We start from the raw sequence: 23,552 nt of genomic DNA, 5'->3' as shown, positions 1-23,552 counted from the left end.
AGGCTTCCTATTTATTGCCGGTCTAGTTGTGCTACAATTCCTGCCAATTTTTTGTATAAGTTAAGTAACATCGCAATGATCTTAGATGACATCCGTATTGTTTTAGTAAACACCTCGCATGCAGGTAATATTGGTTCTGCAGCACGTGCAATGAAAACCATGGGCTTATCAAAGCTTTATTTGGTTGACCCTGCATGTGAAGTTGATAGTCATGCCAGTGCGTTAGCGGCTGGTGCTACTGATGTACTAGGTAATGCGGTAGTTGTTGATACAGTTGCTGATGCCATTGCCGATTGCGCACTTACCATTGGCACCAGTGCGCGTTCACGTACTTTGTCTTGGCCTATGGTTGAGCCGCGTGAATGTGGTGAAAAACTTGTCGATGAAGCTGTAAATGGTCCTGTCGCGTTAGTGTTTGGTCGTGAAAATAGCGGGTTAACTAACGAAGAACTACAGCTTTGTAATTACCATGTATGTATTCCTGCTAACCCAGAGTACAGCTCGCTAAACTTAGCGATGGCAGTGCAAACGCTATGTTATGAAACGCGCATGGCGTTTTTAAATCACCAGCCTAAAAAGGTTGAAGAAGATGAAGCGGTATACCCAAGCTCAAAACAAACCGAGTTGTTCTACGACCACCTAGAAGAAACACTGCATAATACCGGTTTTATTATTAAACAGCACCCAGGTCTCGTTATGACCAAGTTGCGTCGTTTATTTAACCGAGCACGCCCAGAAGACGCTGAAATGAATATTTTACGCGGGATTCTAACGTCAATAAACAAGTCTATAAAATAAGCGAAAGTTATAAGCTAATACTTGACTAAATTACTCAGGTAATTACAATGAACACAATACTTGACCAAAAAGGTCGGGTATTGAAGTTTAGCTGATAGCTTCTAAGATAATACTTGACTATTTTACTCTGGTAATTAAAATTTGCACTCTTTTGTGCGGGGGCTCCATGAAGTTAACATCAAAAGGCAGATATGCCGTTACAGCTATGCTCGATGTTGCACTACATGCAAATGTAGGTGCCGTACCCCTTGCCGATATTTCAGAACGACAAGAAATTTCTTTGTCATACCTTGAGCAATTATTTGCCCGTTTACGTAAAAATGGTTTAGTAAGCTCAGTGCGTGGTCCAGGTGGGGGTTATTTACTTGGTCGCGAATCAAGCACAATTTCAGTCGGCGATGTAATAAACGCCGTTGATGAATCAGTCGATGCAACGCGCTGTCACGGCGCAACAGGCGGATGTCAAAGTGGCATGCGTTGTTTGACCCACACATTATGGTCAGACTTAAGCACGCGGATTGAAGACTTTTTAAATGGTATTACCCTTGCTGAATTGGTTGAGAAATCCGACGTTAAAGAAGTCGCTTCTCGCCAAGATAACAGCGTTAATAATGCAATTAAGCAATTGGAAAATATTCAAGTAAGCTGTCAACTATAAGTTGGCGCCAGCGGAGATAGAAATGAAGTTACCGATTTATTTAGATTACGCAGCAACCACGCCAGTTGACGAGCGTGTTGCAAAAGAAATGATGCAATGCCTAACAATGGATGGCAATTTTGGTAACCCTGCATCACGTTCACACCGTTTTGGTTGGCAAGCTGAAGAAGCGATTGATCAGGCACGTACTGATATTGCTGATCTCATTAACGCAGATCCACGTGAAATCGTTTTCACCTCGGGTGCGACAGAATCAAACAACCTTGCAATTAAAGGTGCTGCACAGTTTTATAAAAAGAAAGGTAAGCATGTAATTACCGCTAAAACTGAACACAAAGCAGTAATCGATACGTGTCGTGAGCTTGAGCGTCAAGGTTTTGAAGTAACCTATATGGACGTTGAAGAAAACGGCCTACTGGATCTTAAAAAGCTTGAACAAACAATGCGTGAAGACACCGTATTAGTTAGCATCATGCACGTGAATAACGAGCTAGGTGTGATTCAAGACATCGCGACAATTGGTGAAATGTGTCGCGAACGTAAAATCATGTTCCATGTTGATGCAGCGCAAAGCGCAGGTAAAGTATTAATCGACATTCAACAGCTTAAAGTTGATTTTATGTCGTTCTCAGCACACAAAGTATATGGCCCTAAAGGTATTGGCGCATTGTACGTTCGTCGTAAACCACGTGCTCGCCTTGAAGCGCAAATGCACGGTGGCGGTCATGAACGTGGTATGCGTTCTGGTACTTTAGCAACACACCAGTTAGTTGGTATGGGTGCTGCATTTAGAATTGCAAAACAAGATTTTGAAAAAGATCATGCTCACATCAGTGCGCTACGTAAGCGTTTAATTGATGGCATTATGGCTGATATGGATGAAGTGTACTTCAATGGCGCACAAGACCAATCAGTACCAGGAATTGTTAACATCAGCTTTAACTTTGTTGAAGGTGAATCGTTATTAATGGCTGTTAAAGATATTGCTGTATCATCAGGTTCTGCCTGTACATCAGCAAGCTTAGAGCCTTCTTATGTATTACGTGCGCTTGGCCGCAATGACGAACTAGCACATAGCTCAATTCGTTTCAGCATTGGCCGTTTTACCACCGAAGAAGAGATTGATTATACCGTCAATTTAATGAAAAACTCTATCGGTCGCTTACGTGAGATGTCTCCTTTATGGGAAATGCATCAAGAAGGTGTTGATTTAGATTCAGTTGAGTGGGCACATCATTAATTGATGGGCACACCCACTAGCAGGTAGTGAGGATAGTATTATGGCGTATAGTGATAAAGTAATTGATCATGTTGAAAACCCACGTAACGTAGGTGTTTTAGACAAAAACGATCCATCAGTAGCAACCGGCATGGTTGGCGCACCAGCATGTGGTGACGTAATGAAGCTGCAAATTAAAGTATCTGATACTGGTGTTATCGAAGATGCTAAATTCAAAACATATGGTTGTGGTAGTGCTATTGCGTCTTCATCACTTGTAACAGAGTGGGTGAAAGGCAAAACATTAGACGAAGCTGCAACGATTAAAAACACTGATATCAGTGCTGAGCTTGAGTTACCGCCAGTGAAAATTCACTGTTCGATTTTAGCGGAAGACGCTATCCAAGCAGCAATTGCAGATTACAAAAGTAAACAAGCGAAGTAAGAGATAACCATGGCAGTGACATTGACAGATGCGGCAGCAAACCGCGTAGAATCATTTTTAGCAAATCGCGGTAAAGGCCTCGGCCTGCGCGTTGGCATTAAAACGACGGGCTGTTCAGGTCTTGCTTATGTTCTTGAGTTTGTAGACGATTTATCTGAAGGCGACGAAGTATTTGAATCCCAAGGGGTAAAAGTAATCGTTGATGCTAAAAGCTTAGTATACATTGATGGTACAGAGCTTGATTACACTAAAGAAGGTTTGAATGAAGGGTTTAAGTTTATTAACCCGAACCAAGCTGATGAGTGTGGTTGTGGCGAAAGCTTCACAGTTTAATCGCTTATTGCAATTGTATTCTTAAGCCCTGCACCTGTAGGGCTTTGTTCTATCTGAAATTTATATGGTTTGATAATGCGTTATTTTGAGTTGTTTGCAATACCTGTTGATTACCAAATTGATTTGGCAACAGTGAATAAAAACTACCTAGAGCTACAGCGTGCCGTTCACCCTGATCGCCACGCAAATAGCAGCAGCCGCGACAAGTTACTAGCGGTGCAAAATGCTGCTGAAATTAACGATGCGCTACAAACACTTAAGCATCCGGTAAAACGTGCCGAATATATGCTAAGTGAACTCGGTGTTGATATTCGTGCTGAACAACAAACCCTGCAAGACCCATTATTCTTAATGCAACAAATGGAACTACGTGAAGAGCTCGAAGAGTTAAGCTCTAGTAGTGACCCAGATGCAGCCATTGCACAGTTTGAACAGCAAATAAAACAACTCGATAGCCAATACAGTGCACAACTTGCAGCACAATTAGCAAGTAACGATGAGCAGCAGTGGCAGCTAGCGGCAGATAACATTCGTAAGCTTAAGTTTGTTTATAAATTACGTGATGAACTAGAACGCATTGAAGACAGTTTATTCGACGATTAATTTTTTAACTTACTGATTAAAGTAAGTAAAAGCGAGTTAAAAGAGCATTATGGCATTATTGCAAATTGCTGAGCCGGGGCAGAGCGCGGCACCACATGAACATAAGTTAGCCATAGGTATCGACCTTGGTACAACCAACTCATTAGTCGCGACGGTACAAAGCGGCGAAGCGCGCACATTAACTGACGTTAGTGGTGCAGCTATGTTGCCATCAGTCGTGCGTTATCAAGCAGATAGTGTGACAGTCGGCGAGCAAGCAGCGCAAGCAGCCACGCAAGATCCAGCAAATACTTTGATCTCTGTTAAGCGCTTTTTAGGTAAAACTCAAACAGAAATACAACAAAGCTACGGTCAATTACCTTATGACTTTTGCGAGCATGATGGTGCGCTAGCAATCACTACCGCAGCGGGTAATATTAGCCCAATCACCGCATCAAGTGATATTTTAAAAGCACTTAAACAACGTGCAGAAGAAAGCTTTGCAGGGCAAGATATTTTAGGTGCCGTGATCACAGTCCCAGCTTATTTTGATGACGCACAGCGCCAAAGCACGAAAGACGCAGCAGAGCTTGCTGGCATCAATGTACTACGTTTATTAAACGAGCCAACAGCAGCGGCTGTTGCCTACGGCTTAGATTCTGGTCAAGAAGGCATCATTGCTGTTTATGACCTAGGTGGCGGTACCTTTGATATCTCTATTCTGCGTTTAAACCAAGGCGTATTTGAAGTATTAGCAACCGGCGGTGACTCAAGCTTAGGTGGCGATGATTTTGATTCATTATTAGTGGATCACTTTAAGCGTGAAACCGGCGTAATGAATTTATCGCCTTCGGTACTTCGTTTATTCATCAATAAAGCCAAAGCATGTAAAGAAGCGTTGAGCCAATACGCAAAAGTTAACGTTGGCCTTGAGTTTGACGACGAAAAATACATGGTTGAAGTCACTCGCGAAAAGTTTGATGAGCTAGCAATGACGCTAGTCAAAAAAACATTGCGTTCATGTCGTCGTGCGGTTAAAGATGCAGGCATTGTTAATGATGAAGTGCTGCAAGTGGTGATGGTTGGCGGTTCAACTCGTATGCCGATTGTACGCAGCCAAGTCGCTGAGTTTTTTAATAAAGAGCCATTAACATCGATTGACCCTGATCGCGTTGTTGCATTAGGTGCAGCATTACAAGCCGATGTGCTGGTAGGTAATAAGCCTGATTCAGATATGTTATTGCTTGATGTACTACCGTTGTCGCTAGGTCTTGAGACTATGGGCGGTTTAGTTGAGAAAATCATTCCGCGTAACACCACGATCCCTGTTGCACGCGCACAAGAATTCACAACGTTTAAAGACGGACAAACAGCCATGTCATTGCATGTGCTACAAGGCGAGCGTGAGCTTGTTGATGACTGTCGTTCATTAGCTAAATTTAGCTTAAAAGGGATACCTGCAATGGCAGCCGGTGCTGCGCATATTCGGGTCACCTTTAAAGTGGATGCCGATGGTTTGTTAAGTGTGTCAGCAATGGAAAAATCAACTGGTGTTCAAGCTGATATTCAAGTCAAACCGTCTTTTGGTTTATCAGACGACCAAGTAGCGAATATGCTAAAAGAGTCAATGACAAACGCAAAAGACGATATGCAAGCGCGCATGCTTAAAGAGCAGCAAGTCGAAGCGCTACGCGTAATTGAAGCGCTTGAAGCATCACTGGCTACAGATAGTCAATTGCTTGATGAAGCTGAACTGAGTAACCTAAAAGCAGAAATTGCACAACTTGCTGTTATTCGTGAATCAGCCGTTGAGCCAAGTGATATTAAAGCAGCCATTGAAAAAGTGGATAACGCCAGTAGCGTATTCGCCGAGAGAAGAATGGATGCATCGATTAAAAAAGCACTGCAAGGGCAGTCAGTAGACAACGTTTAAAGAGGTTAGAATGCCACAAATTATTTTTCTTCCCCATCCGGAATTATGTCCTGACGGCGCAGCAATCGAAGCACCAACAGGTGAAACAGTTTTAGATGTTGCTTTAAAAAACGGTATTAGTATTCCGCACGCTTGTGAAAAATCATGTGCCTGTACTACTTGCCACTTAGTTATTCGTGAAGGTTTTGACTCACTAGATGAAAGCGACGAGCTAGAAGATGACATGCTAGATAAAGCGTGGGGCTTAGAGTCAGAGTCTCGCCTTGGCTGCCAAGCAATCATTAAAGATGAAGACCTTGTGGTTGAAATACCAAAATACAATCTCAATATCGTTAATGAAGAGCATTGATTTAAAGCAATAAGCTTTGAGCCGTCAGCCGTCAGCCGTCAGCCGTCAGCCGTCAGCTTAGAGGTATAATGAAAACCATGCTTGACTCAGTCAGCATGGTTTTTTTATTTTAAGCTGATAGCTGATAGCTGATAGCTGATAGCTGATAGCTGATAGTTACTAACGGAGGCCTCATGTCACATTTAGTTTTTACTGATTCGTTTATAAACGGTGAGTTTTATAAAACCGATACGCGCTTTAGCGTAGATGATCCTGCTACCGAAAAAAGTATCGTAGAAGTCAGTGATATTGACAAGCAAGGCGTTAAGAACGCCATTGATGCGGCAAAAGGCGCATTTGTAAAATTAAAAGCGACTAATGCTACATCGCGCAGCGAAACCTTGATGCGTTGGTACGAATTAGTCATAGAGCACAAACAAACTCTCGCTGAGTTGATGACCAAAGAGCAGGGTAAACCGCTCAAAGAATCTCTCGGTGAAGTTGAATATGGTGCAGGCTTTATTAAATGGTTTGCCGAGCAAGCAAAGCGTAGTTATGGCGATGTGATCCCACCGACCGACGATCAACACCGTTTAACTAGCTTTAAACAACCAATCGGCGTTGTAGCTGGTATTACGCCTTGGAATTTCCCTATTGCGATGGTGACTCGCAAAGTGGCCCCAGCTTATGCCGCAGGCTGTAGCTTTGTATTAAAGCCATCAGAACATACTCCGCTTTGTGCGCTCGCATTGGCTTATTTAGCTGATCAGGCAGGCTTTGAAAAAGGTGCTTTTAATGTACTGGTATCTGAGAATGCAAAAATGGTTGGTGAGTTGTTAACAGAGTCACAGCATGTACGTAAGTTTACTTTTACCGGTTCAACCGGTGTAGGTAAGCAATTACTATCACAATGTGCTTCAACAATTAAGCGTACCTCGATGGAACTCGGTGGTAATGCGCCGTTTATTATTTTTGATAATGCTGATTTAGATGAAGCTGTTACAGGTTTAATGGGCGCTAAATTTAGAAACGCAGGGCAAACTTGTGTGGCAGCAAACCGCATATTTGTACAGCGCGGCGTGTTAGATGAAGTGGTTAAAAAACTTAATGAAAAAGTAGCCACATTAAAAGTTGCTGATGGCTTTACCGATAGCTGTGATATTGGCCCGTTGATTTATGCAAAAGCAAAGCAGAAGGTTCTCGAATTACTTCGTGATGCTAAACAAAAAGGCGCAACTCAAATAAATGATGCGAACGAGTTAGGCGGGAATTTTCAAGCGCCTGTTATTTTAACAGGCGTTACCCCTGAAATGGACATTTACCATCAAGAAGTATTTGGTCCAGTAGTTAGCATTATCGCATTTGATGAAGAAGCCGAAGTGCTCGCTCTTGCTAATGACGTACCGTACGGCCTTGCCGCTTATTTCTATAGCCAAGATATCAAGCAAATCTACCGCGTAAGTGAAGCATTAGAGTACGGCATGGTAGGTATTAATGAAGGGCTGATCTCAAACCCCGTAGCGCCTTTTGGCGGTGTAAAACAATCAGGCCTAGGACGAGAAGGCGGTCATCAAGGACTAGACGAATACCTTGAAGAAAAATATGTCTGTATGAAAATCTGAAGCCGTCAGCCGTCAGCCGTCAGCCGTCAGCCGTCAGCCGTCAGCCGTCAGCCGTGAGGTTCGTAACTTGCTCTTAAATGTTTTTGTTCCTATATTCTAAGCTTGTTTATAAGATGGAAGATATATGAACTTCGAAAACTTAGATGTATGGAAGCGATCAGCAAGGTTAAGTGCAGATATTTATAAGTTAACAATTAGCTTAACAGATTACGGTTTTAGAAATCAGTTAACTCGGTCGAGCTTGTCGGTACCTAGCAATATAGCTGAAGGTATGACTCGTGAAAGCAACAAAGAGCGACTTAGGTTTTTAGATATTTCGAGATCTTCACTAGCAGAAACGAGAACACAGATTTATATTGGAATGGATATTAGTTATATAGATAATACTATAGGTGCTCAGTGGATAAACGAAACTATTGAGCTATCAAAAATGTTGACAGCCCTAAAGGCAAAAATAAAATTTGATAGCTGATAGCTGATAGCTGATAGCTGATAGCTGATAGCTGATAGCTGATAGCTGATAGCTGATAGCTGATAGCTGATAGCTGATAGCTTTAATTTCAATTAATGATAGCGCTGTCATTTTAGTTTTTATATGATGGGGAGGAGTAAATAAATAATAATAAGAGATTATGCGGGGGGAAATGCGTAGTCTTAGGGTATAAACGAGGAGAGAGTAATGGATTTTAAAAAGCACGCTTTGGCAGGTTTAATCGCTGCTATGCCGCTTCTGGCGCAAGCGCAATTATCGCAAAGTGAGGTCAATAACTTTGCAAAACAAACCACACTAACATTTGCGGTTGTCGACAACTTTCATAATAAAGATTCTGGCTTTTTAGGAAAAATCACCCTAAATAACCAATCCAATGTTGCACTTCCTGCTGGTGAAAGTGATTGGCAGCTTTATATTCACTCTGTTCGTAAAATTAATACCGAACATGTTTCTGGTTTAAACATTGAGCACGTAAATGGTGACTTACACCGTATTGTACCAACCAAAGACTTTAAAGGTTTAGCCGCAGGTAAAAGCTTAGATATCGAGTTTGATGCCCAAGTGTGGGTAGTCGCTTATACCGACTTTATGCCTCGTGCATTTTTTGTTTCAGGTGACAATACCCCGGCTATTTTTGCCAACACCGATAGCGAAGATATGAGTCAATTTGTTGCACCGTTTGAGCGCGAAAACCAGCTTCGTCGATACAATGCTCCTAAAGATCGCACTGTATTGATCACACCAAAAGTACGTTATGAGCGTAATCAGGCCGCGACGATTAAAGTATCAAAAGAAGACGCGCTTAAGCGTATTATTCCAAAACCGCAAAACATTGAGTTTAATCGTGGTGTGGCCAAACTGGATAACAGCTGGCAAATTCGTTTTCAGGGCCAATTGAAAAGCGAAGTTATGGTTTTCATGCAAGACTTACAAGATGACTACGGTTTAACACTCAAAGCGCAGCCTGATCATATTAAAGCTAATAAAGAAAAGCTGATCAGTCTTAGGGTAAACCCAAGCCTTGCTGATGGTAAAAGCGAAAGCTATACACTCGAAATAGATGACGACCGCATTGATATTGTTGGTAGTGATAACGCAGGTGTATTTTACGCCATGCAAAGTTTGCTTAATTTAATCCCCGCCAACAGTAAAGGCGCGATTGAAGTGCCACAACTAGAACTTGAAGATAGCCCACGTTATGGCTGGCGTGGTATGCACTACGATAATGGTCGTAACTATCATGGTAAAGAGGCGATGTTCAAACTTGTTGAACAAATGGCTCGATATAAAATGAATAAGCTACACTGGCACTTTTCAGAAGACGAAGGCTGGCGATTAGAGATCCCAGGCTTACCTGAATTAACAGATATCGGTGGCTATCGCTGTTTTGATTTACAAGAGCGCGAATGTTTATTAACGCAGCTTGGTACTGGGCCATTTAAATCTGGCTCAGGTAACGGCTATCTTACTCGAAGCGAATTTGTTGAACTGTTAAAGTTCGCCAAAGATCGTCATATTCAGATCATCCCTGAAATTGAAGGCCCTGGCCATGCGCGTGCATCTATAAAAGCAATGGAAGCGCGTTACCATAAGCTCAGTGATGAAGCTAAAAAAGCAGCTAAAAACAATTTAGTAAATACTAAGCAAGCAGGTAAAGAAGTCCAGCAAGTTGATATCAGTGCGGCAACACAATATTTATTGAGTGATCCAAATGATACTTCAGTTTATATGACGGTACAAAACTACAAAGATAACTCAATGAATGTGTGTATGGATTCAACCTATGCATTTTTAGATAAAGTGACTTATGAGCTGCAACAAATGTATCGTGAAGCAGGTGTCCAGCTTACTAACTTACACTTTGGTGGTGATGAAGTTGGCGCAGGTTCATGGGTTGACTCGCCAATCTGCCAAGCCATGTTTGCTGATCCAAATAACGGCGTGGCTGGTGCTGCAGATTTAAAACCTTATTTTACTCAGCGAGTTGCTAAATTATTCGAAAAACGCGGTATTTCACCAGGCGCTTGGGAAGACGGCTTAATGTACGACCGCACCAACCCATTCAAACGCGATGAGTTCCCTAATAAAACCTTTACCGCTAACGTATGGGACAACATTTGGGAATGGGGCGTTGCAGATAGAGCATACCGTTTAGCAAATGCTGGCTATCAAGTTATTCTATCTCACGGTACGCATTTGTATTTTGATCACCCATACGAAGCCCACCCGCAAGAGCGCGGTTACTACTGGGCAACGCGTTATACCGATACAGCAAAAACATTTAATTATATGCCGGATGATGTATACGCTAATGCTGACTACACCCGTACCCGTGAGCCTATTGATAACTTAGAAGCACTTGTTGGTCGTCCATTACCGCAACTGGAAAAGCCCGAAAATATTTTAGGTATGCAAGGTCAGGTTTGGTCTGAGACGATTCGTACCGAAGAGCAAGTACTGGCGATGATCTTCCCGCGTATTTTATCAGTAGCCGAGCGTGCTTGGCATAAAGCGCCTTGGGAAGGTAAGCAAGTTAATACAAAAGCGCGTGCACAAGACTGGTCACAATTTGCCGCAGCGGTCGGTATAAAAGAGCTTACTAAGCTTGCAAGTTCTGATGTCAGTATCAACTTACCAGTCCCTGGAGGGGTAATTGAAAGTGGTAAATTACACGTAAATACGCCTTTTGAATTTTTAGAGACTGAGTATAGTTTAGACAATGGCAACACTTGGCAGCTTTATACAGCTCCGATCAGTGTTTCTCAAGGGCAAGCAATTGCGCTTAGAAGCCGTTTAAATGAGCAAATTAATAGCAGAATTACTTATATAAATTAATGTATTAGAAATAATAATAAAAACGAAAGGGCCTTTAGGCCCTTTTTTTCGTTTGTTGTAAAATAAATCGTTACTAGTAATATGCCTGTAATTAAAGTAAAGTTTTATGGCAGCGCTGTCATTTTTGTTAGGGTAATGTTATAAAACATCCATAACAACATCGCGATTGTAATATGAGTTTGTACAGTATCTAGCTCATATAAATAATTATAACGAAAGCACGCAACAAGAAGAATGTTTTATGGAAGCCACCGTGTCGAATAAGCAAAGTAATTTTATACCCATGGCGATTGTCGCCACTCTATTTTTTATACTCGGTTTTGCAACCTGGTTAAATGGCTCGTTAATGCCCTACTTAAAACAAGTATTGCAACTAAGCCCATTCCAAGCATCGCTGATTTTATTCTCTTTCTACATTGCAGTAACCTTTACCGCAGTGCCATCAGCAATGATCATCCGTAAGGTCGGCTACAAAAATGGTATGGCGTTGGGTATGGCCACCATGATGGTAGCTGGTTTATTGTTTATTCCTGCGGCTAAAACTCAAGTGTTTGCGCTGTTTTTATTTGCTCAGTTAGTTATGGGTGCTGGTCAAACCTTACTGCAAACAGCGGTTAACCCGTATGTTGTGCGTATTGGGCCAGAAGAGTCGGCAGCTGCACGTGTTAGTGTAATGGGTATTTTGAATAAAGGTGCGGGTGTTATTGCTCCTATAGTATTTACCGCACTTATCTTAAGTGATTTCACAGGCTCTGTAGGTAAAGAATTAACGCAGCCAGAAATTGATGCAATGGCAAATAGCCTAATTTATCCGTATTTAGGCATGGCATTATTTATTGGTGCACTTGGCTTTGCGGTTACAAAAATGCCATTGCCTGAGCTACTAGACGATGAAGAACAAGGTGAAAAAGGCCAAGTAAAAGCGGCATTAGCGCACCCAAGCTTAGCATTAGGTGTTGTTGCACTATTTGTTTACGTTGCCGTAGAGGTTATCGCAGGTGATACCATAGGAACGTTTGCACTATCGCTAGGTGTTGAAAAATATAGCGTAATGACCTCATACACCATGGCCTGTATGGTACTGGGCTATATTATTGGTATTGCGCTTATCCCACGTGTTATATCGCAGCAAGCAGCATTAAGTGCCTCTGCTATATTAGGCAGTGTGTTAACTCTGGCTGTGGTATTTAGTGATTCAAGCTCTGTGGTTGTTGCAAACGCATTAGGCCTAGAAGTGCAATTACCTGATACACTATTGATGATAGCTGTGTTAGGATTTGCCAATGCAATTGTTTGGCCTGCTGTATGGCCGTTGGCGTTATCAGGTTTAGGTAAATTAACCAGCGTAGGTTCAGGCCTATTAGTGATGGGTATTGCCGGTGGTGCATTTGGTCCTTTATTTTGGGGCCTCGCCAGTGGTGGTGTAGATTCAGCGGATGCACAACAAGCTGCCTATATTGTTATGTTACCTTGTTATTTATTTATCCTTTTCTATGCTTTAAAAGGGCATAAAATGAAAAGCTGGAAATAGATGACTTCCTAGGTGCTAGGAAGAGAAAGGTTCTAGGTACTGGGGAAGTAACTAGAACTTCTACCACCTAGAACCTATGTTTTAAACGTAGGAGCCGGCTTTAGCCGCGAAAGGCTTTGACCTAGACCTAATTTTTGAAAAGAATTTCTACATGTAGAAATAATCCCGTGTGTAATGCCACCGAAAGGTGGCATTTTTTTGTCTGCAAGAAAGTGAGGCTGTTAGCGAGAGTAAAGTTAGCGAGAGTAAAGTTAGCGAGAGTAAAGTTAGCGAGCGTAAGTCAGCTTGTACAGCTTATCGGCGCTAAGAGGCTCTCCCGCGAGGTGTATGATATATGTTGTGGGAATAGGCTTCAGCCTTTATTGGCTTTAGGTTTGGGGTATGTTAAAAAACGAATCTACGCTAAAGATAATCAGAGATAACTTGCAAAGAGGATTTTATATCAGCTACATATATAAAATAGATTTATAATTAAAATGGAATTTTAAGACGAAGTTTGATATTCAACTAAGAGGGAAAAGAATGGGGCGATTGACGGGGCTTGAACCCGCGACAACCGGAATCACAATCCGGGGCTCTACCAACTGAGCTACAACCGCCACAACACACCTTGTTTGGTGTGGCGCGGATAATACATAACTTTATAAATGTTGTGAAGGGGAAAAGGCAAAAAAAACTAAAAAAGTTTTTTAAATTGCGTAGTCCGCCCAAAAAACACACTTTAATGCTATGTTCATATTAGTTAAATAGACTTACGGCCCTCAGAAATTTCGTATTTAATAGAGTGTTTGATATATAAGTCTATAAATTTATAAAATAATACTTTTAAATGAGATATAATTTAAGCTACAAACGGCTTAATACCACATCAGGAGTGAATATGGATACAATCATTAATTGGATAAACGAAAATTCAGGTTTAATTTTACATTACGGCATACAAGCTGTAATTGCATTGGTAATCTTTTTACTTGGTGGTCGTATCGCAAAATTTTGTGCTGGACTAACAGAAAAAGCATTCGCTAAAAAGAACGTCGATAGAGCGGTAGGCTCTTTTGTATCGAGTATTGTTTATGCCATCGTATTTATGGCAACGATCCTGATGGCGCTATCGCAAATCGGCATTGAGACTACGTCATTTATTGCAATTCTTGGTGCTGCAGGTTTAGCCGTTGGTTTAGCATTACAGGGTTCTTTATCAAACTTTGCATCTGGCGTTTTAATTATCCTTCTTCGTCCATTTAAATCTGGCGACTTTATTGAAGCCGGTGGAAAAATGGGCAGTGTTGATAAAATTGAGATCTTCTCTACTGAATTACGCACACCAGACAATAAAGTAATAATTATGCCTAACTCATCTATTATGTCTGGCCCAATTGTTAACTTTTCTCGAGAAAAAACACGTCGCATCGATTTAGTAATAGGTGTTGGCTATGATGCAGATCTGCGTGAAGCAAAAGCAGTATTGAAATCTGTATTAGATAAAGAGTCTCGCTTACTAAAAGATCCAGCTTATACCGTAGCAGTTAACGAATTAGGTGATTCGAGCGTAAACTTTGTAGTGCGTCCTTGGGTTAACGCAGCTGATTACTGGCCAACGTATTTCGATTTAATGGAAAACATTAAAATCGCACTAGATGATGCAAATATTAATATTCCATTCCCACAAATGGATGTGCATTTTCACAAGCAAGATTAATATCTAAAACATTTTAAACTAAAAGGTGGTTAAACCACCTTTTAGTGCATTCTAATTTAACTCAAAGTAGCAAAGGTTATTTTTTAAATGAAATTAAAGCTTTTATCAATTTTAGTTGTAGCAACCGCTTCAACTAACGCATTCGCAGAAGAAACTCAAACATGGGATATTACTAGTGAGCTAGGTGCAATTATCACTAGCGGTAACACTGAAACAACTACTTTAAAAGGTGGTATCAAAGCGTTACATAACCTAGAAAACTGGAACAATGAATACAAAATCGACGGGCTTTATAAAGAAGACGAAGTAGAAAATTCTGACGGCGCTAAAGAAACTCAGCGTACTAACGAAAAGTATTCTTTATCTGCCCAAGGTAACTACAAATTAAATGAAGAGCACTCTCATTTATATATTTACGGCTCATATGTGTCAGATTACTTTGGTGCATACCGTAACGAAGCAGTAATTTCAGCTGGTTACGGCAGACGCTTACTTGACCGCTCTGATATGTGGTTAAACGCGGAGATTGGTCCAGGTTACAAATATTTTGAATTCCCTGAAGGCAGCGTTGATGAAGATGGCATTCCAAATGCAGGTGAGTCTGACAGTGAAATCATTGCGTTAGGTAAACTTGATTATAATTGGCAGATTTCTGATAACGCAAAGTTTACGCAACTAGTTGCAGTTGAGTACGGTGATACTAACACTAAAACTCGCTCTGAAACGGCATTACTTGCAAAAATCAACGGCTCATTACAAATGAAAGTTGCGTACAATATTACGCATAACTCAGATGTTGCTGATGACAAAGAAAATACAGATACTGCAACGTCATTGACATTGGTTTACAGTTTTTAACATATTTAATAACTATAATGACACTTAACTGTAATAAAGGGACTTTGGTCCCTTTTTTATTGGTACTGAAATAATGTAGAATAGCCAATCTTTTGGCTGTTGAACTCGGGATGCACCTACTTGTGATGTTTTTTAAACAACTTTTAATGACTTTGTTATTTTTTAGCACTGTAACTGCTTGGGCTTTCACGCCAAGTGCGGCGCAAATTGAGCAATTTAAAAAACTACCAAAAGCCCAACAAGAAGCTTTAGCAAAGCAGTATGGTGTCGACTTATCCACAATTACCGGATCTAGCGCTCAGCAAACCAGTACCGAAGAGCAACCTACAATTCAGCCTCGCGCCAAGGGTGAAGAAGAAATACTGACCGACGAAGAGCGCTTTAAACCAAAAACTGACACCGTTGAACCTTTCGGTTATCAGCTATTCGCAGGCGAGCCAACTTCATTCATGCCAAATGAGAACGCAGCAGTGCCAGACACCTATTTAGTAGGGCGAGGTGATCAGCTAAATATTAATTTTTATGGTAAAGAAAGTGAAGAGCATGTTGTAACGGTTGACCGTGAAGGGCGCATTAGCATACCAAATTTAAGCCCAGTACAAGTTGCTGGATTAACTTTTGCTGAAGTAAAAGAACTAATAAAAGCAAAAGTAGAGCAAGAAATAATAGGCATAAAAGCATTTGTCTCTGTTGGTCAGCTGCGTAGCATTCGTATATTAGTTTTGGGTGAAGCCTACAAGCCTGGTAGCTATAGCGTTTCATCTCTTACTACCGTTTCACACGCTTTGTTTGTAAGTGGCGGTGTATCAGATATCGCATCTTTGCGAAATATACAAGTTAAGCGTGCCGGTAAGGTTGTCGCTAATTTTGACCTCTATGATCTATTGATTAAAGGCGATAGCAGCAACGATATTATTTTAAAGCCGGGCGACGTGGTATTTGTTCCGTCGGTAGGAGCTCAAGTTGCGGTAGAAGGTCTTGTTAAACGCCCTGCTATTTTTGAACTCAAAGAGGGTGAAACCGCGGAAGACCTATTGAGCATGGCTGGCGGATTAAAACCTGAAGCCTATGCTAGTAAAGCTGTAGTCGAGCGCTATAGTGATTACAATACGAAGGAAATTCTTTCATTTGATTTTACCGCTAAAAATATAAATTATGTGCCAAAAGATGGCGATCGCCTTCGTTTTAACCCAATCAGCTTACAGTATCAAAACTCAATCAGTGTAATAGGCGCTGTTGCTCGTCCGGGTCACTACCAATGGCATCAAGGTAAGCGTATTTCTGATGTGTTTAAATCGGTACGTGGAGATTTACTCCCTCAAGCTGATTTAAGCTACGGTTTACTGATCCGAGAGATCAATATTGCAGGCGATATTGAGGTATATCAATTTGATGTAGCGCAGGCCATTGTTAAAGCCGCGAAACACGATTTAGCATTACAGGCCAACGACAAACTATTAGTATTTAGCCGCTTTGAAGAAAAAGAAGCAGAAGAGCTAGCTTTAAAAAATATGGCGCTAACTGAGCAGCAGCAACAACAGCAAATTAAAGCTCAACAATGGCATGCCTATCAAAAACAAGAATTCGAAAGATACATAGGGGTGCTAGAAGATGAAGACCCGTTCATAAAAGCACAAGAAGAAGCCAATCTCACAATTGCGCAATTAGCAAAACAGCGTAAAGCAGAGGAGCAAGGTGAAGACGAGCTTGCACCTGAAGATTACGCTATCTTTAGCCGCTATAATTTATTACATCCAATCAAAGCAAAGTTAAAACAGCAAGCTTCAGTGCAAAAAGCCATGCAGCTGGTTGAAGTTAACGGTCATGTAAACTACCCCGGTGTGTATCCGCTTACTGTTGGCGCTGAAGTAAACGAACTTATAATTGCGGCAGGTGGTTTACTTGAATCAGCCTACACGGAGCAAGCTGAAATTACACGTGTAGTAGCAGGTGACTCATCAAAAGTTGAACATTTTAAGTTTAACCTACAAAAAGCAATGTTAGGCGATAGCGCTAATAATCGAGCTTTGCGTAGTAAAGACAGTTTAAATGTTTTCTCAATTCCTAATTGGCAAGAAAATGTAAAAGTTGAGCTTAAAGGGGAGGTTAAGTTTCCAGGTGTTTATACTATACGTCGCGGTGAGACATTAACTAACTTGTTAGAGCGTGCTGGCGGCTTTTCAAAGTTTGCAGAAGAAAATGCAGCAATATTTACCCGAGAGTCGATTCGGGTTCAGGAGCAAAGGCAATTAGCTAAATTATCTGAAGAGTTACGCCGTGATATCGCACAAAAAAGTTTTGAAAACTCTGTAGGTGGTACATCGCTTTCCTACGATGAAATGAACAAACTGCTTATTGACTTGGCTGATGTCGAGGCTGTAGGGCGTTTAGTAATAGACTTACCTCTTATTGTAGCAAATAAGCAAAAGCTAGTTTTACAAGATGGTGACACCCTATATGTACCAAGTAAACGCGACTCTATAAGCGTGATCGGTGAGGTTAATTACTCAACATCACATTTATTTAAATCCGGTGTTGGGGTTGATGATTACATCGCTCTAAGTGGTGGCCTAAAAGTACGTGCTGATGATGCACGAATTTATATTATTAAAGCTAATGGTTCAGTCAAAATTCCAGACTCTGGTAGCTGGTTTGCCGTTAATGACTCAGAAATGCTTGAACCGGGCGACACAATTGTAGTACCGCTTGACTCAGGTTATATGGATAACTTAACTCTGTGGAGTACTGCAACGCAGATTGTTTATCAACTTGGTGTAGCAGTTGCTGCGATTAGTAGTATATGAGTAATGGTACTTTGGATATCCTTTAATGAGTAATTAGTAAGTCATGAATGAAAATATAAATAATCAAGAAGTATCTATATATGAGTTGGTTGTAGCTGTTCTTAAGGCCAAATGGGTTGTAGCAGTGAGTGCTATACTAAGTTGTACGATCTCTATAGCACTAGCAATCAACTTACCAAACTATTACCGTTCAGAAGTTTTGCTTTCTCCTGTACAAGAAAGCGAAACACCGGGTTTAGATGGACAGCTGGGTGGTCTAGCAAGCTTAGCCGGTTTTAACTTATCGCAGGGTAATGAGCGAACTAAGCTAGCATTAGAAATACTAAAATCTAAACAGTTTATTAACAAGCTAGTAACTGAGCATAACTTATTACCTCAACTTATGGCTGTCAAAGCTTGGGTTAGAGAAAGTGATTCATTCGTTTTTGATGAAGAAAAATATAATAGCCAAACAGGCAAATGGCATAGAAAAAGCAATGAATATCTAGGCCCTGAACCTACAGTAAGTGAAATCCATGAAGCTTTTATGTCGGAGTTGAATATCGATGAAGACAGTGATTCAGGCTTTATTAAAATAAGCTTTACTCATCAATCCCCTAATATTGCAAAAGCTTGGTTAGAGCTAATTGTTGTTGAGGTAAATAACACACTTAAGAGGCGTGATATTGCTGAAGCTAATCGCAGTATAGTTTTTTTAACACAGCAAATAAATCAGGCTCAAGTTGCAGAAATAAAAAGCATGTTATTTAATCTTGTCGAAGAACAAATGAAAAAAATAATGTTAGCAGAAAGTCGTGATGAATATGTACTTAAAGTCATCGACCCTGCGCTTGTTGCTGACGTGAAATTTAAACCAAAACGTTCATTAATTGTAGTGCTAGGGACTTTCACAGGAGGATTTCTTGCTGTGATAGCCATCGTCCTTAGGCGACTTTTTAGAAATAATAATCATGTTTAGTATTGTACGAGTCTAGGAATTTTGATGGATTATCTTTTGGTACCAATTACCTCTTTTCTTTTATGTTCGATTGCTATTTTTTTGGTTAAGCCAATAGCTGTGAAAGCAGGTTTGGTCGATCTGCCTACTAAGCGTAAGCTACATAATGGAGCAGTACCGCTTGTTGGTGGTGTCGCAATTTATATTGCGGTATTACTATCATCAATAATTTTTGTTGAAAGTAGCCAAACATTTAACTTTTATTTGCTTTCGAGTGGCTTTTTGCTTGTCATGGGTGTAATGGATGATAGGTATGATTTGTCCGTAAAAGTAAGGCTTTTCATTCAAGTATCTATTGCAGGAGTAATGATTTTTGGTGCAGGCTTTTACTTAGAAAATCTTGGTAATTTATTTAGTTTTGGTGATATTAAACTAGGCATTTTTGGTACTTTTATTACAATCATAGCAATTATTGGTGCGATTAATGCGTTTAATATGATTGATGGGATAGATGGCCTAGCTGGTGTTTTAAGTTTAATCGCATTTTTTTCTTTAGCTATCTTGTTTTTCGTAGTAAATAGCAATTGGTATGTTTTACCAGTACTGTTTGTTGCCGCAACACTAGCATTTTTAATGTTTAACCTGCGTTGGCCTTTTAGGTTTATCCATAAGATATTTATGGGGGACGCAGGAAGTATGCTAATTGGCTTTACAATAGTCTGCTTGCTGGTTATTGGAACAGATAAAAATGTACAGGCAATAAGACCAGTTACTGCACTTTACCTAATAGCAATTCCTCTTATGGATATGGTAGCAATTATGTACAGAAGGATAAAAAAAGGATCTTCACCTTTTAAAGCTGACCGTGAACATTTGCATCATATTTTTGAACGAGCAGGTTATTCAAGAAAGCGCGCATTAGTTTATATCTCGATAAGCGCATTATCGATTGCATTAGCTGGGTGTGTAATGCAATTTTTAAATGTGCCTGAATGGATAATGTTTTTATTGTTTATGATCTTATTTTTCTTCTACAACTATGGACTAATGCATGTATGGAAACTACTTAGTTGGTTAAGGAAAAATAAGTAACAGATCCTTAATTTTATTACCTATGGTTTTATAATACCTAAACCTAGAGCATGTGTTTTTAAAAGTGAGAAGCTATTATAAATACGGATCCCTTTTATGGAATTTATTGAGATTTTTTGTGAGTTTACTTAAAAGTCCATTGTTAGCGAAAGTACTTACTGTGCTAGCGGGTGGTATTTTAGCGCAGCTAATAGCATTTTTAGCAATTCCATTAGTGACACGTATTTATGATCCTTATGCATTCGGTCTCTTTGCTAATGTCACTCAAACGGCTGCTTTTTTGGTTCCTGTTATTTCACTGTGCTTACCTCTTATCATAGTGCTTTTACCTTTTGAAAAAGAAGTAAAGCCATTTATAAAGTCAGCAATTAGCACTAGCATGCTGTTAACTTTAATATTATTGTTAGCTAGTACCACACTTTTGTTTTTTCAATTTTTCGATGTATTCACAACAGTAGTATTATCGATACTTTTTGCTGGCTCAATAGCGATACAAGAATTGTATATGTATCAGTATATCCGAGAAAGCCACTTTTCACTTAGAGCAAAACTGCTGGTTGTTCAGGCTTTAATGATTGCAGTTATGAAACTTGGTTTTGGCTTATCAATTTCAAATGAGTATTACTCTTTGGTTTTTGCTTCCATAGCTGGTTATACTTTAGCAAATTGTTTTTGTTACTATAATTTAAGGCTTTATCTAGTAACAACGAGGTTTAATCGCTTTAAGCATAGAATTAAATGCCATAAAGATATTGTTAAGTACAGAGTCCCCTTAAATATTATTGATAACTTAAGCTTACTGCTGCCTATTCTATTTTTAACTTATTTTTCAACTCCTGTAGCTGCAGGCTTATTTGCGTTAGCCAGAACAGTTTTGGTCATGCCGGGAAATATTATCGGGAAATCTTTAGCCGACGTTTTATTACCAAAGTTTGTATCGTTGCATAAAGAAAAGCAACCTTTGAATAATGCTCTAATTAAATACACTTTATATTTGTTATTATTCGGGTTCATACCTGTTATAGCTTTTATTAACTTTTCAGGCTCTATTTTTTCACTTATTTTTAGTGAAAAGTGGTCTGACGCCTCATTGTTTGCTAATTGGCTAGTATTTTGGGTATATATAAATGTTGTTAACAAGCCTTACTCATCGGTTATACCGATATTTAAAGTTGAGAAGCTCTATTTATTCAATGGGTTACTAAATTTTGTTCTGACAATATCAGCTCTATTTATTGCATATGCTTTTGAACTTAATGCAGTTGATTCAATCATGATTTATGCAGTTGCAACTTTTATTCCACAACTCATTGTCATAATAATAGGCTGGCTAAAAGCACGCGCATACGATGACTCAATAATAGGAAAACACCAGCATGTATGATTGCGCTGTATTAGTTGTGCTGTATAACTGCAAACCAGTAGACTCTGTTACGATACAAAGCTTACTTGATAGCAGGCCTGCAGGCAGGAAAACTAAATTTATTTTTTGGAATAATGGTCCAACTCGGCAACACTTTGATTTGAATGAGGCGAGCGGATTAGATGTGGAGCTTGAAGAAACTCTACAAAATGAATCTTTAGCAAAGATATATAACCAATTTATAAATAAAGTTCAGTCTAAACTGTATGTAATTTTAGACCATGACTCAAGTGTCAGTTCCAATTATATTGCAGCAATAAACACAGTAAGTGAAGGGCAATGTGCATTTCCGATAATTTGGAACGAGAACAAGGCTACAGGCCCCTTAGTCAATGGCTCTATTGTCAATAAACCAGGGCCTTTAGTTTTTAGCGATACTCTACTAGCCATTGGCTCGGGGGTTATAATCGGATGCGATATTATTCAAGCTATAAAAGATGCATACGGTAATGTATTTGACGAGCGATTTTACCTCTACGGTATAGACTCAACATTTTGTTATAGGTTAGAGCGCCTAAAATTAAGTACAAGCTGTAAAATTATTCCTGGGTTTCAGCATTCACTTTCGAGGCTCGAGGATGAGAATACTAAAGTTACTGATTTCAGAAGAAAAGAAAGGGGTTATAGTTTTGGATTAACTTTACGCCATTACAAAAAGTTAAGCTACCTACGAGTTTTTTTCATCCTATTGTGCAAGCGTATTTTAAATAAATCCCCACTTTCAATTACGCACATAGTTAAGGCGCTAGTTAGTGGGCGTCATTACAGAGATACTAAATGAAAAAAAATATATTACTTCTAAGTAATGCCTATTATCCATCTATTGGAGGCATTGAGAACTCACTAAGGCATTTGGCTGAAGAGGCTAAATACAATAACGATAGCGTTAAGATTATTGTTAGTGACTTAAGTGTGCCAGCAGACTACCCAAACAAAGAGGTAGATGAAGTTGATGGTGTAATAGTCCAAAGGTATAAAATTGCACCAATTGAGAATATGTTCGGTAAGTTTTTGAATTTAATTGTATCTAATTACGCATTATATAAATTACTAAAAAAAGAGTTTGAGCAAAATAGCGATACAATTGTAATTGCTCGGTTTCACTTTGCTGCGGTTATCGCTAAAAAAGCAGGATTCAAAAATGTTAATTATGTAGTGCCATCAATAGTCCGAAATCAATTAAAAGCAGAGTCAAAAGATACGCTCATTGGAAGGTTAGCTTTAAAGGCTAGGGTATTTTTACACAATATTGTGCAACGCAAGGCTTTGCGTACATGTAAAAATTATGTATTTAGTCAAAGCATGCTTTCACAATGTAAAAATTTAGCCGGTAACCTAGATGATGACTATAACATTACAAAACCAGGTATTGATGCTAGACGCTTTTTTCCAATAGATACAACTAATAAATATGAAAAAATCAGCTCTTTTGGCTTAGATCCTAATAAGCCTATATTTCTTTTTATTGGTAGGTTTGTAAAAGCCAAAGGTGCCGATTTATTAATAAAGGCATTAGCTAGTATCCCTGATTCTCAGTTGGTTATGGTAGGTGAAGGGCAAGAGAAGCAAACTTACCTTGAACTAGTCTCGACTTTAGGTTTGGAAGGTAGAGTTAAAATTTTTCCTCCGACCAAACAGGTTGAGAAGTTTTATCAAATAGCCTCTGTTTTTGCGATGACCTCAAATTATGAACCGTTAGGGCAAACAATTCTTGAAGCTTTAGCGAGTGGGCTTTGTTTGGTGGCATTTAAAAAAGGCCCAGATGTTGATACTGCGACGCAAGAGTTAAATATAGATGAGTTTGTTTGTTATGCAGATAACTTATCCGTTGAGCACCTGTCTAGTGCTATGAAAGCTTCAATTACTCTACAAGCCTCACTAAATTCTCAAGAGGTACACCAAGTTGCAACGTATAAATTTAGTTGGGCTCAATTATATTCTAAGTTAGTGTGCTGAGCTTTT

The 23,552-nt window shown here is 39.7% G+C and carries 20 protein-coding genes and 1 tRNA gene; 20 read left to right on the top strand and 1 reads right to left on the bottom strand.

Annotated elements, in window-relative coordinates; all coding sequences use genetic code 11:
• Nucleotides 1–75: 75 nt before the first annotated feature.
• The 12 genes from trmJ (at nucleotide 76) to nagP (ending at nucleotide 12,777) form a co-directional block, all read left to right on the top strand.
• Nucleotides 76–798: a tRNA (cytosine(32)/uridine(32)-2'-O)-methyltransferase TrmJ gene (gene trmJ, locus AAEU30_RS10530; RefSeq protein ID WP_421960469.1), complete on the top strand. Its 723-nt coding sequence runs from the start codon at nucleotides 76–78 to the stop codon at nucleotides 796–798.
• Nucleotides 799–964: 166 nt separating this feature from the next.
• Nucleotides 965–1,456, top strand: coding sequence for a Fe-S cluster assembly transcriptional regulator IscR (gene iscR / locus AAEU30_RS10525; RefSeq protein ID WP_087533307.1), 492 nt, complete (start codon nucleotides 965–967; stop codon nucleotides 1,454–1,456).
• Nucleotides 1,457–1,478: 22 nt separating this feature from the next.
• On the top strand, nucleotides 1,479–2,696 hold the full coding sequence (locus AAEU30_RS10520; protein ID WP_087533306.1) for an IscS subfamily cysteine desulfurase: 1,218 nt from the start codon (nucleotides 1,479–1,481) through the stop codon (nucleotides 2,694–2,696).
• 40 nt (nucleotides 2,697–2,736) lie between these two features.
• Nucleotides 2,737–3,120, top strand: coding sequence for a Fe-S cluster assembly scaffold IscU (gene iscU, locus AAEU30_RS10515; protein WP_087533305.1), 384 nt, complete (start codon nucleotides 2,737–2,739; stop codon nucleotides 3,118–3,120).
• Nucleotides 3,121–3,129: 9 nt separating this feature from the next.
• Nucleotides 3,130–3,453 carry an iron-sulfur cluster assembly protein IscA gene (iscA, locus tag AAEU30_RS10510; protein ID WP_058560437.1) on the top strand — a complete coding sequence of 108 codons (324 nt, stop codon included), beginning with the start codon at nucleotides 3,130–3,132 and terminating at the stop codon, nucleotides 3,451–3,453.
• A 75-nt stretch (nucleotides 3,454–3,528) separates the two neighbouring features.
• Nucleotides 3,529–4,056, top strand: a complete 528-nt coding sequence (gene hscB, locus AAEU30_RS10505; protein ID WP_421960468.1) for a co-chaperone HscB — start codon at nucleotides 3,529–3,531, stop codon at nucleotides 4,054–4,056.
• 49 nt (nucleotides 4,057–4,105) lie between these two features.
• Nucleotides 4,106–5,968, top strand: a complete 1,863-nt coding sequence (hscA, locus tag AAEU30_RS10500; protein WP_421960467.1) for a Fe-S protein assembly chaperone HscA — start codon at nucleotides 4,106–4,108, stop codon at nucleotides 5,966–5,968.
• A gap of 10 nt (nucleotides 5,969–5,978) precedes the next feature.
• Entirely contained in the window at nucleotides 5,979–6,317 is a 339-nt protein-coding gene (gene fdx / locus AAEU30_RS10495; protein ID WP_087533302.1) for an ISC system 2Fe-2S type ferredoxin, read from the top strand.
• Nucleotides 6,318–6,490: 173 nt separating this feature from the next.
• Entirely contained in the window at nucleotides 6,491–7,918 is a 1,428-nt protein-coding gene (locus AAEU30_RS10490) for an NAD-dependent succinate-semialdehyde dehydrogenase (RefSeq protein WP_421960466.1), read from the top strand.
• A 124-nt stretch (nucleotides 7,919–8,042) separates the two neighbouring features.
• Entirely contained in the window at nucleotides 8,043–8,390 is a 348-nt protein-coding gene (locus tag AAEU30_RS10485) for a four helix bundle protein (protein ID WP_421960465.1), read from the top strand.
• Between the two features lie 207 nt (nucleotides 8,391–8,597).
• A complete protein-coding gene (locus tag AAEU30_RS10480; RefSeq protein ID WP_421960464.1) occupies nucleotides 8,598–11,246 on the top strand; it encodes a family 20 glycosylhydrolase in 2,649 nt (882 codons plus the stop codon).
• Nucleotides 11,247–11,487: 241 nt separating this feature from the next.
• Nucleotides 11,488–12,777, top strand: coding sequence for an N-acetylglucosamine MFS transporter NagP (gene nagP / locus AAEU30_RS10475; protein WP_421960462.1), 1,290 nt, complete (start codon nucleotides 11,488–11,490; stop codon nucleotides 12,775–12,777).
• Nucleotides 12,778–13,300: 523 nt separating this feature from the next.
• Here nagP and AAEU30_RS10470 read toward each other — a convergent pair.
• Nucleotides 13,301–13,376 (bottom strand) — tRNA-His (locus AAEU30_RS10470).
• A gap of 281 nt (nucleotides 13,377–13,657) precedes the next feature.
• Here AAEU30_RS10470 and AAEU30_RS10465 point away from each other — a divergent pair.
• The 8 genes from AAEU30_RS10465 (at nucleotide 13,658) to AAEU30_RS10430 (ending at nucleotide 23,546) form a co-directional block, all read left to right on the top strand.
• On the top strand, nucleotides 13,658–14,476 hold the full coding sequence (locus AAEU30_RS10465; RefSeq protein ID WP_087533298.1) for a mechanosensitive ion channel family protein: 819 nt from the start codon (nucleotides 13,658–13,660) through the stop codon (nucleotides 14,474–14,476).
• An 87-nt stretch (nucleotides 14,477–14,563) separates the two neighbouring features.
• Nucleotides 14,564–15,334, top strand: a complete 771-nt coding sequence (locus AAEU30_RS10460; protein ID WP_421960461.1) for a DUF481 domain-containing protein — start codon at nucleotides 14,564–14,566, stop codon at nucleotides 15,332–15,334.
• A gap of 146 nt (nucleotides 15,335–15,480) precedes the next feature.
• Nucleotides 15,481–18,138: an SLBB domain-containing protein gene (locus tag AAEU30_RS10455; protein WP_421960460.1), complete on the top strand. Its 2,658-nt coding sequence runs from the start codon at nucleotides 15,481–15,483 to the stop codon at nucleotides 18,136–18,138.
• Nucleotides 18,139–18,181: 43 nt separating this feature from the next.
• A complete protein-coding gene (locus AAEU30_RS10450) occupies nucleotides 18,182–19,096 on the top strand; it encodes a Wzz/FepE/Etk N-terminal domain-containing protein (protein WP_421960459.1) in 915 nt (304 codons plus the stop codon).
• Between the two features lie 24 nt (nucleotides 19,097–19,120).
• Nucleotides 19,121–20,167, top strand: a complete 1,047-nt coding sequence (wecA, locus tag AAEU30_RS10445) for a UDP-N-acetylglucosamine--undecaprenyl-phosphate N-acetylglucosaminephosphotransferase (RefSeq protein WP_421960458.1) — start codon at nucleotides 19,121–19,123, stop codon at nucleotides 20,165–20,167.
• Between the two features lie 118 nt (nucleotides 20,168–20,285).
• A complete protein-coding gene (locus AAEU30_RS10440) occupies nucleotides 20,286–21,551 on the top strand; it encodes an oligosaccharide flippase family protein (RefSeq protein WP_421960457.1) in 1,266 nt (421 codons plus the stop codon).
• Nucleotides 21,544–22,371, top strand: coding sequence for a glycosyltransferase family protein (locus AAEU30_RS10435; RefSeq protein WP_421960456.1), 828 nt, complete (start codon nucleotides 21,544–21,546; stop codon nucleotides 22,369–22,371). Before AAEU30_RS10440 ends, AAEU30_RS10435 begins: the two co-directional genes overlap by 8 nt.
• On the top strand, nucleotides 22,368–23,546 hold the full coding sequence (locus tag AAEU30_RS10430; protein WP_421960455.1) for a glycosyltransferase family 4 protein: 1,179 nt from the start codon (nucleotides 22,368–22,370) through the stop codon (nucleotides 23,544–23,546). Before AAEU30_RS10435 ends, AAEU30_RS10430 begins: the two co-directional genes overlap by 4 nt.
• Nucleotides 23,547–23,552 lie beyond the last annotated feature (6 nt).

Origin of the sequence: Pseudoalteromonas mucoides, from assembly GCF_049257175.1 — a bacterium.
Lineage (GTDB): Bacteria > Pseudomonadota > Gammaproteobacteria > Enterobacterales > Alteromonadaceae > Pseudoalteromonas.
This window is presented reverse-complemented; position numbering and strand designations above follow the sequence as displayed.

Bases quoted from the DNA above. Each gene is read 5' to 3' on its own strand.
- trmJ (WP_421960469.1), top strand. From the start codon at position 76: ATGATCTTAGATGACATCCGTATTGTTTTAGTAAACACCTCGCATGCA.
- nagP (WP_421960462.1), top strand. From the start codon at position 11,488: ATGGAAGCCACCGTGTCGAATAAGCAAAGTAATTTTATACCCATGGCG.
- wecA (WP_421960458.1), top strand. From the start codon at position 19,121: ATGGATTATCTTTTGGTACCAATTACCTCTTTTCTTTTATGTTCGATT.
- AAEU30_RS10430 (WP_421960455.1), top strand. From the start codon at position 22,368: ATGAAAAAAAATATATTACTTCTAAGTAATGCCTATTATCCATCTATT.
- hscB (WP_421960468.1), top strand. From the start codon at position 3,529: ATGCGTTATTTTGAGTTGTTTGCAATACCTGTTGATTACCAAATTGAT.
- hscA (WP_421960467.1), top strand. From the start codon at position 4,106: ATGGCATTATTGCAAATTGCTGAGCCGGGGCAGAGCGCGGCACCACAT.
- AAEU30_RS10435 (WP_421960456.1), top strand. From the start codon at position 21,544: ATGTATGATTGCGCTGTATTAGTTGTGCTGTATAACTGCAAACCAGTA.
- AAEU30_RS10455 (WP_421960460.1), top strand. From the start codon at position 15,481: ATGACTTTGTTATTTTTTAGCACTGTAACTGCTTGGGCTTTCACGCCA.
- AAEU30_RS10460 (WP_421960461.1), top strand. From the start codon at position 14,564: ATGAAATTAAAGCTTTTATCAATTTTAGTTGTAGCAACCGCTTCAACT.
- AAEU30_RS10465 (WP_087533298.1), top strand. From the start codon at position 13,658: ATGGATACAATCATTAATTGGATAAACGAAAATTCAGGTTTAATTTTA.
- iscR (WP_087533307.1), top strand. From the start codon at position 965: ATGAAGTTAACATCAAAAGGCAGATATGCCGTTACAGCTATGCTCGAT.
- AAEU30_RS10450 (WP_421960459.1), top strand. From the start codon at position 18,182: ATGAATGAAAATATAAATAATCAAGAAGTATCTATATATGAGTTGGTT.
- fdx (WP_087533302.1), top strand. From the start codon at position 5,979: ATGCCACAAATTATTTTTCTTCCCCATCCGGAATTATGTCCTGACGGC.
- iscA (WP_058560437.1), top strand. From the start codon at position 3,130: ATGGCAGTGACATTGACAGATGCGGCAGCAAACCGCGTAGAATCATTT.
- AAEU30_RS10480 (WP_421960464.1), top strand. From the start codon at position 8,598: ATGGATTTTAAAAAGCACGCTTTGGCAGGTTTAATCGCTGCTATGCCG.
- iscU (WP_087533305.1), top strand. From the start codon at position 2,737: ATGGCGTATAGTGATAAAGTAATTGATCATGTTGAAAACCCACGTAAC.
- AAEU30_RS10490 (WP_421960466.1), top strand. From the start codon at position 6,491: ATGTCACATTTAGTTTTTACTGATTCGTTTATAAACGGTGAGTTTTAT.
- AAEU30_RS10485 (WP_421960465.1), top strand. From the start codon at position 8,043: ATGAACTTCGAAAACTTAGATGTATGGAAGCGATCAGCAAGGTTAAGT.
- AAEU30_RS10520 (WP_087533306.1), top strand. From the start codon at position 1,479: ATGAAGTTACCGATTTATTTAGATTACGCAGCAACCACGCCAGTTGAC.